Source organism: Dyella japonica (genome assembly GCF_040545895.1).
Taxonomy (GTDB): domain Bacteria; phylum Pseudomonadota; class Gammaproteobacteria; order Xanthomonadales; family Rhodanobacteraceae; genus Dyella; species Dyella japonica_D.
Map to the genome: position 1 here is coordinate 653606 of NZ_JBEPMU010000002.1, position 14812 is coordinate 668417.

Annotated in this window: 14 protein-coding genes; 6 read left to right on the forward strand and 8 right to left on the reverse strand. The window is 65.5% G+C overall.

Features of this window, described 5'->3' with window-relative positions; translation table 11 throughout:
- Window positions 1-3 precede the first annotated feature (3 nt).
- From ABIC75_RS09585 to pdsR, 3 genes are read right to left on the reverse strand one after another with little or no spacing between them, the layout of a single operon-like run.
- Complete coding sequence (locus tag ABIC75_RS09585) at window positions 4-621, reverse strand: hypothetical protein (protein WP_354013596.1); 618 nt, start codon at window positions 619-621, stop codon at window positions 4-6.
- A complete protein-coding gene (locus ABIC75_RS09590) occupies window positions 618-2504 on the reverse strand; it encodes a VanW family protein (protein WP_354013597.1) in 1887 nt (628 codons plus the stop codon). The genes ABIC75_RS09585 and ABIC75_RS09590 overlap by 4 nt, the downstream gene beginning before the upstream one ends.
- 34 nt (window positions 2505-2538) lie before the next feature.
- Window positions 2539-3228, reverse strand: a complete 690-nt coding sequence (gene pdsR / locus ABIC75_RS09595; RefSeq protein WP_354013598.1) for a proteobacterial dedicated sortase system response regulator — start codon at window positions 3226-3228, stop codon at window positions 2539-2541.
- A gap of 377 nt (window positions 3229-3605) precedes the next feature.
- Here pdsR and ABIC75_RS09600 point away from each other — a divergent pair, with 377 nt between their 5' ends.
- Window positions 3606-3737, forward strand: a complete 132-nt coding sequence (locus tag ABIC75_RS09600) for a hypothetical protein (protein WP_354013599.1) — start codon at window positions 3606-3608, stop codon at window positions 3735-3737.
- 249 nt (window positions 3738-3986) lie between these two features.
- Here ABIC75_RS09600 and rpe read toward each other — a convergent pair whose 3' ends face one another.
- From rpe to ABIC75_RS09615, 3 genes are all read right to left on the reverse strand, one after another.
- The gene (gene rpe / locus ABIC75_RS09605; protein WP_354013600.1) at window positions 3987-4667 is read right to left on the reverse strand and encodes a ribulose-phosphate 3-epimerase; all 681 of its coding nucleotides are present in this window, start codon (window positions 4665-4667) and stop codon (window positions 3987-3989) included.
- Between the two features lie 97 nt (window positions 4668-4764).
- A complete protein-coding gene (djlA, locus tag ABIC75_RS09610) occupies window positions 4765-5574 on the reverse strand; it encodes a co-chaperone DjlA (protein ID WP_354013601.1) in 810 nt (269 codons plus the stop codon).
- On the reverse strand, window positions 5571-5921 hold the full coding sequence (locus ABIC75_RS09615; RefSeq protein WP_354013602.1) for a c-type cytochrome: 351 nt from the start codon (window positions 5919-5921) through the stop codon (window positions 5571-5573). Before ABIC75_RS09615 ends, djlA begins: the two co-directional genes overlap by 4 nt.
- A gap of 194 nt (window positions 5922-6115) precedes the next feature.
- On the opposite strand from ABIC75_RS09615, the gene ABIC75_RS09620 reads away from it, so the two are divergent.
- The 3 genes from ABIC75_RS09620 to ABIC75_RS09630 all read left to right on the forward strand — a co-directional run bounded on the left by ABIC75_RS09620 (window position 6116) and on the right by ABIC75_RS09630 (window position 8242).
- A complete protein-coding gene (locus ABIC75_RS09620) occupies window positions 6116-7042 on the forward strand; it encodes a phosphoribosylaminoimidazolesuccinocarboxamide synthase (protein ID WP_354013603.1) in 927 nt (308 codons plus the stop codon).
- 118 nt (window positions 7043-7160) lie between these two features.
- Entirely contained in the window at window positions 7161-7637 is a 477-nt protein-coding gene (locus ABIC75_RS09625) for a DUF962 domain-containing protein (protein WP_354013604.1), read from the forward strand.
- 197 nt (window positions 7638-7834) lie between these two features.
- Window positions 7835-8242: a hypothetical protein gene (locus ABIC75_RS09630; RefSeq protein WP_354013605.1), complete on the forward strand. Its 408-nt coding sequence runs from the start codon at window positions 7835-7837 to the stop codon at window positions 8240-8242.
- Window positions 8243-8287: 45 nt separating this feature from the next.
- On the opposite strand, the gene ABIC75_RS09635 is transcribed toward ABIC75_RS09630, so the two are convergent.
- Together ABIC75_RS09635 and ABIC75_RS09640 are read right to left on the reverse strand one after the other, a co-directional pair.
- Window positions 8288-10474, reverse strand: a complete 2187-nt coding sequence (locus ABIC75_RS09635) for a beta-agarase (protein ID WP_354013606.1) — start codon at window positions 10472-10474, stop codon at window positions 8288-8290.
- A gap of 91 nt (window positions 10475-10565) precedes the next feature.
- A complete protein-coding gene (locus ABIC75_RS09640; RefSeq protein ID WP_354013607.1) occupies window positions 10566-11897 on the reverse strand; it encodes an APC family permease in 1332 nt (443 codons plus the stop codon).
- 212 nt (window positions 11898-12109) lie between these two features.
- Between ABIC75_RS09640 and ABIC75_RS09645 the strand changes: the two genes are divergently transcribed.
- On the forward strand, window positions 12110-13435 hold the full coding sequence (locus tag ABIC75_RS09645; protein ID WP_354013608.1) for a flavohemoglobin expression-modulating QEGLA motif protein: 1326 nt from the start codon (window positions 12110-12112) through the stop codon (window positions 13433-13435).
- 118 nt (window positions 13436-13553) lie between these two features.
- On the forward strand, window positions 13554-14654 hold the full coding sequence (gene dinB, locus ABIC75_RS09650) for a DNA polymerase IV (protein WP_354013609.1): 1101 nt from the start codon (window positions 13554-13556) through the stop codon (window positions 14652-14654).
- Window positions 14655-14812 lie beyond the last annotated feature (158 nt).

Here is a 14812-nt window from a genome sequence, read left to right on the forward strand (position 1 = left end):
AGCTCAATGCTGCATCTTGCCTGCGTTCGGCTTGGCGGCGCCCTGCGCCATGTAGCGCGACTGCTCCGCCACGCGGCGGAACAGGGCGAGCAGGTCCTGTTTCTGCGCATCGTCGTGCGCCAGCGTCATCGACCAGCTGAAGCGGATGCCGCTGGCCAGGCCCGGATCGCAGAAGACCACCACATCGTCCTTGTGGTCGGTGCCTTCGTAAAACACGCCACGACAGGCTACGGCCTTGTTGTCCAGCGCGAACACGCTGTATTTGCCGGACGGATCGCGGCCGAGGTAATGATGACGATCGTCCTGCAGCTCGGCCTCAAGCGACGACAGTTTGGACGTCCAAACGTTGAGCACCATCACGCGGTCGGGCTCGCCGGTCCACTCGCCCCTGTACAGCACCATGTTCACCCCGATGGCCTTGGCGTACATGCAGCAGTCCTGCGTCCAGCCGTCCGGCAGTTCGGTGTGGATGGCCCAGCCCGGAATCTCGCGATCCGCCTGCCCGACCACGAGCACGTCCTTGCCGGCTTGAGCGTGCGCTGCAACGGCTGCCGTCAGCAGCAACAGGACGGCCAGTCTGCGCAGGATGCACGTCATCGGGGCAAGGCATCGGAATTTCATGAAACAGTCCTGGAAGTGGAAACGAGGGAATCGGAAGGCATCGTGCCGTTGATGGAATGAACGGCCAACACGCTCTGCAGCGCATGACGCAAGGCGTCCACGTCGCCGGCAGGCACCGACGTCACGCCGGGAACGCCCTCCAGTCCGCAGGCACGCGAGGCTAACACGGGCACCCCGTGCGCCAGCGCCAGCAAGGCGCCGCGAGGCGAATGCTCCACATGGGCCGGCAGCACCACGACGTCCGCACGCGCGATCCAGTCGCTGGCGTAGCTGGCATAGGCGATATCGAGGCCCTGCCACAACGCGGCGTCTTCCGCCTGGCTGCCCAGCACGAGTAGCCTGCACCGCCAGCCACGCAAGGCCTCGACCAGTTCGTGCACGCCTTTGCGCGCCAGTGCGCTGGCCGCCAACACGATGAGTGGGACATCACCTTGGACGGTTCTCGCTGACCGCCGCGACGCGGCCGGCAGCTCCCACGGCAATCGATGCACGCGCAGGCCGCGCTCACGCCAATATGCAGCCACCTCGGCATGCGCCGTCACCACGCACGCAGCGCCGCGCATGGCGGCGTGTTCGGCGGCGATCAGCCGCGGATTGACGCGAAAATCCTCCAGCGCTTCGGCACGGATTCCACGCGTTCGAAGATGCTCGTGGGCTTCATCCAGACGTCGCTGGATTTCGTCCATGGGCAACGCGCCAGCAAGAACCTCGTAACGCCGGCCACCGAGCGCACCGGCGCGCTGCAAATGCGGCAACAAGGCCTGATCGACGATGAGCGACGTATGCTCGGGACGCAGGCGGCGACGAAACGCGTCGGCTAGCCAACGCTGACCGTCCAGCACGGAGGCCTGCCGTCGACCACCGGCGCGGCGCGCCCAAAGGCGCAGCCACAACCGTCGTCTCAGCCAGATGGCAGCGAATGTCCGTCGTGCCGGATGGGCACGCCATCCCGCCCAGCCGTCGACGGCAAAGCTCGCAGGCAGCCATCGCCGCCACGAGGAAGCTAACGATGGCAGGAAGAGATCGGCGGGTTCTTGCTGCTGTCGGAGATAGCGTTCGAATTCCGGCGTATGTCCATCCAGCAGCCATGCGCTGCGTTGCGGACGCGCACGCCACGGCTGGTGCAGCGAACACGTCGTCTCTTCGCAGGTCAGGCAGCCTCGCGCTACGCGCCTGGGCGAAGTCGCTATCGCTTCAACCACCGGCACTGGCGCGGCCGTCACGCCGGTATCGCCGCGCAAGGTGAGCACCAGCTCGCTTGCATCCAGCTCCAATTCGATGCGCCACGCTGCCGGCGCGCGAATTTTCAAGTCCACGTAGTTCCAGAAGACCGTGGCGTCCGCGGCGCCAGCATCACCATGCGCCTGCTCAATGCGTGCCGTATGTCCATGCCGTTCCACGCATTCGAATCCCGCGCGGGCCGCCGCCATGGCGAGAGCATTCGATATCTGGCAGATGCCACCGGCCAGCGCGGGCACCACGCATCCATGGCGAATTTCGCGGCCCACCACAAAGCCACGCCGCCCCGTGGGGCGGCCGAGCTGTTGCCAGAAGCTGAGGCACGCGCCGGCAGCCACTTCCACGCCATGGAACGCCTTGGCTGCGATGCGCAGGTTGTGCACCTTGCCCGCCACCAGAATGAATTCTTCGTCGCTCCCGTCCGTCCACAACGGACTGCGCGACTGGAACAGGATCGGTGCGTCGGCAAGTCGATCGCCCACCGGCCAGCGCCGCAGCTTGCGATCGAATGCGTTGCGCAGCGCCTGGCGAGCGATCAGTCCGCGCGAGCGCAGCCAGAACCATGCCCGCGTTCGTCGGGTGGGCAGCGACCAGTCCGCCGCTCCCTGCGCCGACGCTGCCTCTTCTTCGTTTGGAACGTCCATGTTTCTCTCACTGCCGCGATGGCTTATGCCCGCATCACGGCTTCCATCGATAACCCACGCCGTGCACCGTTTCGATGGCGTCGAATTCCGGCGCCACGGCGATGAATTTCTTGCGGATGCGCTTGATGTGCGAGGTGATGGTGGCGTCGTCCACCACCAACTCCGCTTCGCGCATCAGCTGGTCGCGATTCTTCACGTGACCGGGGAAACGCACCAGCGTGTGCACCATCCAGAACTCGGTGACGGTGAGCGGAATTTCCTCGTGGTTCCAGGTGATGCGCATGCGCTCGGATTCGAGCTTGAGCGGGCCGTGCTCGATCACCGTTTCGCTGCTGGCCGGCACCTTCAGCGATTCGATGCGGCGGAATAGCGCCGCAATGCGCGCCGCCAGCTGGTGCAGGCTGGTGTCCTTGCTGAGGTAGTCGTCCGCGCCCAGGCGCAGGCCGGAGATCACGTCGAAATCCGAATCGCGCGCGGTGAGGAAGATGATCGGCAGCGTGGCCGACTTGGCGCGCAGTTCGCGGCACAGGTCGAAGCCGCCCTCGGGCTCGTCGCCCAGGCCGATGTCGATGATGACGAGCTCGGGCAGGCGCATCGCGAACGCGCCGGAGGCTTCCTGCCGCGAGCCGTAGCCGCGCGTTTCGTAGCCGAAGCGGGTGAGCGCCTCGACGTAGTTCGCGCGGATCAGCGGCTCGTCTTCGACGATGGCGATACTGCGGCCCATGGTTCACTCCAGGATGGTGTCGCCGCGCAGCGTGAAGCCTGGGCCCAGGCCGCGCAAGCCATCGCCATGCACTGCCCGCGTTTCGCCATGTTGGGCCGGCGACGCGCCATAGTCGGGTGGAACCCTGTCACGTTTCAGGGGTTCTGCCCGATGGCGGGCCGATCTTGCCCGCGTTTTGCCATATCCGGCGCCCGCCCCATGCCCGCGCCGGCCGCCCAATGGGCTCGTCCTTTCAGGAGTCCTGTCATGCGTCCCACCGGCCAGCCCAACGTCGACCCCAATGCCGAACTGCGCGGCTTCGAGCCACTTCGCGTGGTCTTGGCACTCGGTGGTCTATTACTGGGCCTGGTCATGAGCCTGCACTGAGGAGGCCAACCATGAATAGCGATATCGACCTGGACGATCCCTTCTTCGCATTACCCGTGGAAGCCATGGAAGCGGCTGGTGCGCATGGAAGCGCGCCGGCCGCCGGGGCCGATGAGCCCGATCCGGACTGGCAACCGGTGTAACCCCTGTTCCCATCCTAGGCACGTTCCTTCCCCGCCGGCAGGCGGGGATTTTTTTGTGCGTTAACAAAGCGCTATCGAAAGATGATGACGCTTCGACGGGAACCAAAGCGCAAATTCCCGGTCAGAAGTTTCGACGGTCGCGGATTCTTGCCGTGGATCGGCGTCCGTTGTGTGGTCTCCTCACACGTCGTTCCGACGAAACTTCTCCCGGCGTTAACAGCGCCGGGATTTTTCTTTTCTGGACCAGCATCAGCCGCGCACGGCAGCCAACTGCTGGTGCATGGCCTGGATCACGGCCTGGTAGTCGGGCGCGTTGAAGATGGCCGAGCCCGCCACGAAGGTATCCGCGCCGGCGGCCGAAATTTCCCCGATGTTGGCCGCGGTGACGCCGCCGTCGATTTCCAGGCGAATCGGCCGGCCGCTTTCATCGATGCGACGACGCACCTCGCGCAGCTTGTCCAGCGCCGAGGGGATGAACTTCTGACCGCCGAAGCCCGGGTTCACCGACATCAGCAGGATCAGGTCGAGCTTGTCCATCACGTAGTCGAGCCAGTCCAGCGAGGTGGCCGGGTTGAACACCAGGCCGGCCTGGCAGCCGGAATCCTTGATGAGGCCGATGGTGCGGTCCACGTGTTCGCTCGCTTCCGGATGGAAGCTGATCACGCTGGCGCCGGCCTTGGCGAAGTCCGGCACGATGCGGTCCACCGGCTTCACCATCAGGTGCACGTCGATCGGTGCGGTGATGCCGTAGTCGCGCAGCGCCTTGAGCACCATCGGGCCCATGGTGAGGTTGGGCACGTAGTGGTTGTCCATCACGTCGAAATGCACCCAGTCCGCACCAGCGGCCAGCGCCTTGGCGGTGTCTTCGCCGAGCCGGGCGAAGTCGGCGGAAAGAATGGACGGGGCGATGACGTTGGCTTGCTTGCTCATATTCGTATTCCTGTAGGAGCGCACCTTGTGCGCGACCTGAGGTGACGTGATGGCTGCGGTCGCGCACAGGGTGCGCTTCCACAAGTCACGGCAAAGTTTACTTAAACCCGCGCTCGGCCTTGATGCGCTCGTACGCGGCATTGATCTCGCTGGCCCGAGATTCGGCCTGCTTGCGCATGGCTTCGGGCAGGTCGCCCAGGCGGTCGGGGTGGTGTTCGGAAATGAGCTTGCGATAGGCGCGCTTCACGGCGCGGTCGTCCACGTCGCGGGCAATGCCGAGCACGGTGTACGGATCGGGCCCGTTCGCGTTGCGCTGGGGCGGCACATAGCCGCCGTTGCCGCGCTGGCCGTAGCCGCGCGAGCTGCCGCCCGTGGCATTCCAGGCATAGCCCTTCATGGCCATCAGCGCCATCAGTTCCATGTCGCTCACGCGCAACGCGAAGGCGAGCTGGCGCAGGATGGCCATTTTTTCCGGGGGCGGGTTGCCTTCGGCGATTACCGTTTCGATCACCACGTCCAGCACGGGAAAGGCGTGGTCGCGGCGCAGGCCCACCCAGCGGCGCAGCTGTTCGATGGCCGGGGTGACGTCGAACTCCGGTTGCTTGCCCGCATTGAACGCGGTGATGGCCTGCTTGCGCTGCTCGTGCTCCAGGCCCATGCGCTGCATGACGCGCTCGGCGACGGCGATCTCCGCCTCTGACACGCGGCCATCGGCCTTCGCCACCGCGCCCAGCAAGGCGAACAAGGGGCTGATGTAACCGCCCGCTTCCGGCGTGGCGCGTCGGCGTTGGCCCTGACGCAGGCTGTCGATGATGAAACCGGTAATGCCGCCCACCACGGCGCCGGGAAGCCCGTGGCCGAAGATCAATCCGAAGAGGGCAAGCCAGAGGGTCCAGGTGAAGTTCATGGGTTGCCTTGGGTGGGCGCGGACGGCGTCTGTGCGCTGTACCAACGCGCCAGTTCATCGAGGTCGGCATCACTGATGGGTCCGATGGCCGCGCGCATCAGGGGCACGTTGCGGCGACCGTCGCGGTATTGCTTGAGCGCTTCGCGCAGGTAGTCGAGCTTTTGCCCGGCGAGATGGGGCGCGCCGGGAATCTGCGCCATGCCGGTTTCGCCGTGGCAGGCGGCACACAGGCCCAGGCGCGCGGGTTTGGCCGGTGCGGCCTGCACCGATGCCACGGCGCCACACGCCAGAACGGCGACGGCAAGGCACCGGAACAACGAGGCGATGCGGCGGGGCGGCTGGACCATGGGAAAGACCCGGGCTCAAAAAGCGCCAAGTCTAGCAGCCAGTGCAACGCCCACCGGGAGCGGTTTGAGGTCGCCCCGCCTCGCGCACCGGCGCCAGCCGTTACAATTATCCGCTTGATCGCGGCCCCGCCCGGGTCGTACCGCCGATTTTCCCGCCCTGCCCCGCCAGGTCGGCCATCCAGGAGCGAAAGACCGTGCCCACCACCCTGCTGCAATCGAATCTTCCGGGCCTTGAGCTGATCCATCGCGGCAAGGTGCGCGACGTCTACGCGCTGCCGCGCGGTCATCGCCCCGATGACCGCGATCAGGGTGACCGGTTGTTGATCGTGGCCAGCGACCGCCTGTCCGCCTTTGATGTGGTGCTGCCCGATCCGATTCCGGGCAAGGGCGAAATGCTCACGCAGATCTCCAACTTCTGGTTCGCCAAGACGGCGCACCTGGTGCCCAACCATCTGCTCGACGTGCCGCTGGCCGAGGTGCTGCCCGCCGGCACCGACGTGAAGCTGTACGAGAAGCGCGCCGTGGTCACCCGCCGCCTGAAGCCGGTGCCGGTGGAAGCGATCGCGCGCGGCTATATCATCGGTTCGGGCTGGAAGGACTACCAGGCCACCGGCTCGCTGTGCGGTATCACGCTACCGGCCGGGCTCAAGCAGGCGCAGCAGTTGCCGGAACCCATCTTCACGCCGTCCACCAAGGCCGCCGTGGGCGATCACGACGAGAACGTGAGCTTTGATGCGGTCGTAGCGGCGGTGGGCCCGGATCTTGCCGAACAGGTGCGCGAGGCCACGCTGTCCATTTACAAGTGGGCAGCGGCGTACGCCGCGGAGCGCGGCATCATCATCGCCGACACCAAGTTCGAATTCGGCACCGACGAGAACGGCAAGCTCTACGTGATGGACGAGATGCTCACGCCCGACTCCTCGCGCTTCTGGCCTGCCGATTCGTACCAGGTCGGCATCAGCCCGCCGAGCTACGACAAGCAGTTCGTGCGCGACTACCTGGAAACGCTGGACTGGAACAAGAAGGCGCCGGGCCCGAACGTGCCCGCCGACGTCATCGCCGCCACGGCGGCCAAGTACGCCGAAGCGCTGCAGCGCCTGGCCAACATCACCGTCGATTGATCGCCCGTGCCGGCGTGGTAGCGTTCCAGCCCAAGCTGGATCCCGCTGCCACGCCTGCCCTCGGGCCGATCGTGGCGGCGGTGATCCTCAACCTTTCTTCAGGAGCGGGGGCGCACCGATGGCAGCGACGGGTTCGACGCAAGGCATGCAAGGCTGGCTCGACAGCTACAGCAACGATCATCAGCACCCGACCAACCGCCTGCTGCACTGGATCTGCGTGCCGCTGATCCTGTGGTGCGCCATCGCCATGATGTGGACCATTCCCGTGCCGCCAATGATCGGCCGCCCCGGCTTCTGGGCCGTGCTCGCACTCGTGCTGGCGTTTACCTGGTACTGGAAGAAATCGCATCGCATCGCCGCGGCATTGTTCGTGGTGCTGGTGCTGCTGTGCCTGCTCACCGAGTTCGCCTATCGCACGCTGGGCGCGCACAACCTGCTGCTCACCGGCATCGGTGTGTTCGTGGTGGCGTGGATCGGGCAGTTCATCGGACATGCCATCGAAGGCCGCCGACCAAGCTTCTTCACCGACCTGGCGTACCTGCTGGTGGGGCCGGCGTGGTTGATGGACAAGTTGTTGCGGCGCGTGGGCGTCTAGCCACCTCACCCATGCGTCATGCCGGCGCAGGCCGGAATCCAATGGCGTGAGGGCGGAATTCGCGACAAGCGCGACGCTTGTGCCGTGAGGCGATAACCGACCACGCCAGTCACTGGATTCCGGCCTGCGCCGGAATGACGATCAAAAGAAGAAAGCCGGCATTTACCCGGCAAGCCAAACGGAAACAGGAACGCCTCATGACCACCTTCCTCACCCTTATCAGCACCCTGCTCTGGTGGGTGCTCTACAGCAGCATCGGCGCGATGTTCTTTGCGATCGTCGCGTGGTCGGTGCTGCGTTGGGTGGAGCGTTGCCCGGTGGTGTTCAATCGTACGTATCTCGCGTGCCTGGTATGGAATCTGATCGGCCTGCTCATCGTAGCCGGCGTGGCCATGCACGAGGGCCACACGAAACCGCCCTATGCGCCGCTGCTCACCTCGCCCCTGCTGCGCGGTGCGCTGGTGGTGGACATGATCGTGGGCGTGTTCGTGCTGTGGCGGCTCATTCCGCGCATCGACGCGCATCGCATTCGCCCCACCAGCGCATGCATGGCGGTGGCAGTCGTGATGGCCGTGGCATTTGGTGCGGCAACCAGCCTCGCCTGATCGTCGCTTCGCAGGAGCGCATTCGTGCGCTCCTGCACGGGCTGCTCAATAACCCGTCTTGCGATTTGCCTCGCGCACCGCATCGATGAAATGCGTGAATGGCCGATCGGTGATCGCCACCAGGCCAATGTGCGCGTTCTCGCCATCGAGCAGTCGCCCCGTCACCGGCTGATCCACATACTGGAACCAGTGCACGCCGACGATGGCCGGATTGGCCACCGCATCGGCCACGTAGTGCGCATACGCCTCGCCACGCTGCTGCTCGTTCCACACCGGCACCACGCCCTTGCCGAACGGGCCGCGATCATCGGAGCCGAAATGGAATTCGGTGATCAGCGCCGGCTTGTCGAGCTTGGCGAAAGCGGCGGCATCGAAGGCGTGCTCGGGGACATCGGCATAAGCGTTGAAGCTCACCACGTCGCAGAACTGCGCGCATGACGCCACCGCTTCGGGCGTATGCACGGCAAAGCGCCCGCCGAGGAACAGGTGATGCACGTCGTGCTTGTGGATGGCCTGCGCGACAGTGCGGAAATATTGGTCCGCATACGCGCGCAGCCAGGCACTGTAGTCATCCGCGATGGCGGGATGTGCCTCGTCGGGATTGGGCGCGGCGAAGTTGGTGGCATCCAGCGCGTCCCACGCATCCAGCGAGATGCCCCACGCGGCCGCCAGTTTCGCGGGCGTGCCGTATTTCTTCTTCAACTCGGCGATGAAGGCCTGCTTGGCCGGGCTGCGTGCTTCGCCGCGCAAGGTGCCCTGCGCGAGCCCCCAGCGGCCCTGCGGACCCTGGCCGGCCCACGCCAGTTCGTTGTCGGCGAAATAGCCAAGCATCCACGGATCGTCGCGCACCTCTTTCGCGGCTTGCGCAGCAGCGGCGTCGGCCGCTTGCGCAAAACGCGGATCGAACGGATCGGGCATGCGGCCCCAGTAGTCGATGCCGCTGGAAACATTGCCGAACACGCCGGCAATATTCACCGAACGCGTATACGCCATGCGATGCATTTGGCTGAGTGCATCGTCGCTCCAGTTGCCCAGCGTGTTGAAACCCCAGTTGTCGAGTCGCTCGATGGTGCGCGTGCGCCATGCCTGTCGCCAATGGCGACCATCGGCGAGGAATAGGTTGGCCGAGTAGTAATCGAACCACTTGCCCTGGTGATAGGCGATGCCGGCCGATGCCGTCTGGTCACCGGTCGATTTGCCGGTGGTGCCGTAGAACGGCGTCCAGCGGCCGCTGTCGCGCGGTAGATCCCTGAACATGAACTCGCGACCATCGATGTACGTGCGGCCGCCGTCGTCATCGACCACATTCACGCCCAGCGAGAAGAAGGCGTGCCCGTCCGGCGTCACCAGCTGCCAACGGCCGTTGCGCTGTTCGGTGTGGAACCAGCCGGTGGCCTTGAACGCAGGCACGTCGGTGCGGCCGCCGTAGCGATCGAAACCCTTGCGCGCCACCGGTGCATCGGCGGTCACGCCTGGCTTGGTCTTGGGGCGACCGCCGCGCAAGGCCTCGTCCGTATCGATCTTTCCCTGCCATTGGCCACGCGTGTACTGGCCCCACGCATCGACGATGCCGGTGTAGGCATCACGCAGGTCGTGATCGCCGCGCGAGGTATCGAGCTTGCCAAACAGCAGCGTCTGCGCCGCCGTGGGCGCGGGCGTGCCAAGACGCACTGCCTTCACGTGCGCAAGATCGAGCGAGCCCTCCACCGTGGTCGCCACGAAAACGCGCTTGCCGCCGGACAGATAAGGCATCGGCGGCCCGGCCTGCATGCCCATCGCGCGCGGCGAGGTGGCGTGCAGCGGGATCACCAGGGTCTGCGGCGGGCCGGCGGGAATGCCGACCGTGGCGTGCAGGTGGTCGCCCTCCTTCACGCCATCGACATCGACCGTCAGCGTCACCGCCCACTGCATCGCGTTCTGCACGTCCACGCGCAGCGAGCCCTCCTTCGACCAGTCGCCCTTGTCCAGCATCACCGTGACCTGCGGCTGCGGCGCCGGCTGGAACACGTAACGCTGCAACGACATGCCTTCCACCGTCACCGGCTTGCCGTCGAGCACGACGTGATCGAGCGTGGTCTGCGGCTTCTGCGGTGCGGGCGCGGCGGGCGCGCTCACGGCGGGCGCTGGACTCGCGGCCGCATGACTGAGATCGGCCCGATCGGTGTCGCTGGCCTTGTGGCAACCGGCAAGCGCCAGCAGGCAGGCGATGGCAAGGGGAGCGATCCGGTTCATCGGCGGCTCGGCGCGGGGAAGTGGCGGCAGTATGCCTGCAGCGTCTGAAGGCCGCCTTGCTGGGCCGGCGCATCTTTTTGCACTGGCGCGTTCATGCCGATCTCCTCTGCCACCAGCGCCAGATGTAGTAGACCGGCGCGCCGGCCGCGATCAGCAGCAGACTCTTGCCCGCATCTTCGGGCTGACTGATGGATGTGACGATGATCACGCCCAACACCGTGCTGACGAACAGCAAGGGCAACAGCGGATAAAGCGGCACGCGATACGGCGACGGCTCGTTGCGGAAGTGGCTGCGATACCAGAACAGCGTGGCGATGCCGAACGCGTGCGACAACCACTCACCGACCGTCGTGTAATCCACCAGCCAATTGAAGTTGCCCCACAGCACCAGCACGATGGCCCATCCGCCCAATACGCCCAAGGCCACGCGTGGCGCATGGGACGTCGGATGGATGCGTCCCACCGCGCTGAACAACATGCCATCCGCGCCCATGGTCTGCAGCACGCGGGCGCCTCCCGCGATGGCGATGCTGCAATAGCCGAAGGTGGAACACGCGATGCCTACCGCAATCAAGGTGGCGCCACCTTCGCCGAACAGGCGGCGCATCAGGTCGGCCGCGGGCGCGCGACTCGCCGCCAGTCCGTCATGTCCCAGACCCGAGAGATAAGCGAAGTTGACCAGCACATAGCAGATCACCACGCCGCCCAGACCCAGACCCAGGGCGCGCGGCAAGGTCCGCTGAGGATCGCGCACTTCGCCGGCCAGATCGTTGAGGTAGTGAAATCCGCCATAGGTGAACAACACCGGGAGTAGCGCCCCGAGAATCGCGCTGGAAGGCACGTTGTGCGTCGCATCGGCGGCCAGCACGCTGCCGAACTGCCCATGCGCGAGGATCACGCCAGCGACCACCACCAGCGCGATGGCCGACAGCTTCAACAGCGTGAACACATTCAACATGCGCGAGCCCGCGCGGATGCCGAAGAAATTGACGCCCACGATGAACGCGATGGCGCCCGCCGCCACCGGCTTCACCCACATCTGCGGCGAAAGCCCGATCGCCGCGCACGTATAGTCGGCGAAGGTGGTGGCCACGGCCGCGACGCTGCCGGGGTAGTTGATCAGCGCCATGGTCCAGCCGAACAGGAAGGCCGGCAGCTGGCCATAGGCCTCGCGCAAATAGATGTAGACACCGCCTGCCTGCGGCCGGCGCGCACCCAGTTCCGCGTAACAGAGCACGCCCGCCAGCGTGAGCAGGCCGCCGATGGCCCACAGCGTAAGCAATTGCGCGCCCGACGAGGTGCGCTCGGCCACCGTGGATGCACTGCGGAAAATACCGGCGCCAATCACGCCGCCGATGACGATGGCCGCGGCGTCCCAGGTGCCCAGGCGGCGCAGATACGCGGAAGAAGTCTCAGCGGTCATGGGGCGGCACGGCTTCCTACGCGTCAGATACGAATCACGGACGATAGCGGACTGCGCCCCACTCTTCGACATCCCGCTGCAACCTGCTGGAACAAGGCCATTTTTTGCGCCATGTGGGCAGGTCTTCGCCGCGACGTCACGGCCGTGCGGGCAGAGTATTCGTTCCGTCGCTGCACGCAGGCCGCACGCCCGGCCAAACCGGAGGAGACGTTATGAGCACTGTCGCTAGCGCCCTTCATCCCGGGGACGACAAGACCCTTGGCCCCTTGCTGGAATGCGACCGCGCACTGCTCGCGGTCGGCAAGAAGATCCGCGTACTCAAGGCCATCGACTGGCCGCAATCGTTGGAAGCGCCCTTCATGGCCTCCTGGGAGAAGGGCAATCCCGTCTTGCCGCAACCACCGGTGCGCCACCCGGATCTCAGCAGCGAGATGGCAGCGCTCAAGGCCATCATGGACAAGCTCGATCGCGGGCATCCCATCGGCAACTGGATGTTCAAGACGGCGTGGAGTTATCGCACGGCGGCGCAGATGCTGATGAGCATCGGCACCGCGCGCTTCACGGAATGCTCCACGGCGCTCTATGGCCGACCCGACATGACGTATCGCAGCCAGACCTCCAATGCCGTCGATGCCGCGAACGATCTGCTCACCATCAGCGATGATTTGATCAGCCGCGAAGAGATCCCGCGTGTCGTGGCCGACATTCCCGCCGAGGAATTCGCCCGGCGCCTGCGCGAGCGGCTCGGCCCGTTCTTCGACAAGGACAAGGTCGACGTGGTGCTCGATCCGGATCTTCCCTCGAAGGCCACTGCCGGCAGCAAGAGCATCAACCTGCGCTCGACGGCGCTGTTTTCCGCGCTCGACCTGGAGCAGCTCACCGAGCATGAGGCATTCGTGCACACCGCCACGCTGCTCAATGGCAAGCATCAGCCGTATTTCAAGTCGCTGGGCCTGGGCGCGCCGCGCACCACGCGCACGCAGGAGGGGCTGGCTACGTTCTCGGAGATCATCACCGGCGCCATCGACCTGAACCGGCTGCGACGCATCGCCTTGCGCGTGATCGCGGTGAAGAACGCACTGGATGGGGCCGACTTCATCGAGGTGTTCCGAGGCTTCCTCGATGCCGGACAATCGCCCACCGAGAGTTACCAGAGTGCTGCGCGCATCTTCCGTGGCGGCGATCCGAAGGGCCGCATCTGCTTCACCAAGGACGGCGCGTATCTCGAAGGCGTGATGATCATCTACGTGTTCATCCGCAAGGTGCTGCAGGCCGGCCACGCGGAAATGCTGCCCATGCTGTTCGCCGGACGCGTCACTACTTCCGACGTGATCACGCTGAGCCCCTATCTGCACGACGGGCTGATCGCGCGCGCGGTCTACGTGCCGCCGTGGGCGCGCAACCCGCAACGCATCCTGTCGCTGATGGCTTTCTTCACCGCAGCCCAGCGTTTTCGCCTGGACACGTTCGAACTCAACCGTTTCGTGGAGTTCGAGGAAGAGCGCATCGAGGAAAGCCTGCAGGCACTCGAACACTGAGGCAAAGCCGGTCGCGCGCAGGCGCGCGACCGGCGCTCGATGCGAGGCACCAGCCAACATCGCGCACGACAGCGCGTTTCGTGCTTGACTGTGCGCCCCTTCTTCCTTGCTCGCCGCTGTGCCGCCACCCCGCAAGATCATCCACGTGGACATGGACGCGTTCTATGCGTCGGTGGAGCAGCGCGACGATCCGTCGTTGCGTGGCAAGCCCGTGGTGGTGGCGTGGCGCGGTGCGCGCTCGGTGGTGTGCGCGGCGAGCTATGAGGCACGCAAGTTCGGCGTGCGCTCGGCGATGCCGGCAGTGCGCGCGGAACGGCTGTGTCCGCAGGCGATCTTCGTGCCGCCCGATTTCACCCGCTACAAGGCGGTGTCGCGGCAGGTGCGTGAGATCTTCGCGCGGCACACCGATCTGATCGAGCCGCTGTCGCTGGACGAGGCCTACCTGGACGTCACCACCACCCACACGCAGCTGCCGTCGGCAACCGCCACCGCGGAAGCCATCCGGGCCGCGATTCGGGAAGAGACCCAGCTCACCGCCTCGGCCGGCGTGGCGCCCAACAAGTTTCTCGCCAAGATAGCGTCAGATTGGCGCAAGCCCGACGGCATCTTCGTGGTCCGTCCGCATCAGGTGGAAGCCTTCCTCGCACCGCTGCCCGTGGGACGCCTGCCTGGCGTGGGCAAGGTAATGGAGGCAAAGCTCACCGAGCTCGGCATCGCCACCGTGGGCGACCTGCGGCTGCGCGAGGCACGCGAACTGGAACAGCGCTTCGGCCGCTGGGGACGGCGCCTGCACGAGCTCTCTCTTGGCATCGACGACCACCCCGTGCAACCCGACCGCCCCACCCTGCAGGTATCGGCCGAAGACACCTTCGAGCACGACCTGACGCTGGACGAGATCGCGCCGCATATACGGCGGCTCGCCGAGAAAGCCTGGGCCGCGCACGAGCGTGAGGCTTCCGGTGATCACGCGCGCGTGGCGCGCACGGTGGTGCTCAAACTCAAGACCTCGGACTTCCACACGCTGACGCGTAGCCTCACCCCTTCTTCACGCCCGGACTCGGCCAGCGAGCTCGCCGACATCGCCTGCGCCCTGCGCAACCGCGTGGAAAGGCTGGCGGAAACCCGCTATCGCCTGGTAGGCGTCGGGCTGGCGGGCTTCGTCGAAGCCGACAGTTTTGCGGCGCAAAGCGATCTCTTTGGGAAACTTGGTTTCAATTGAAACCAGATGAAGAAGTAAACCTAGGTCGAAAGAATTGTTAAAGAGCCCTTGTCTCGATCTCAATTTCCTGAAAGAGTGGACTCGGGGAACCCATCAAGCGGTGCAACACCTGTAGACGTCTAGGCGCCTATAGCGGGGACTCTTTTGCCTACGAATTC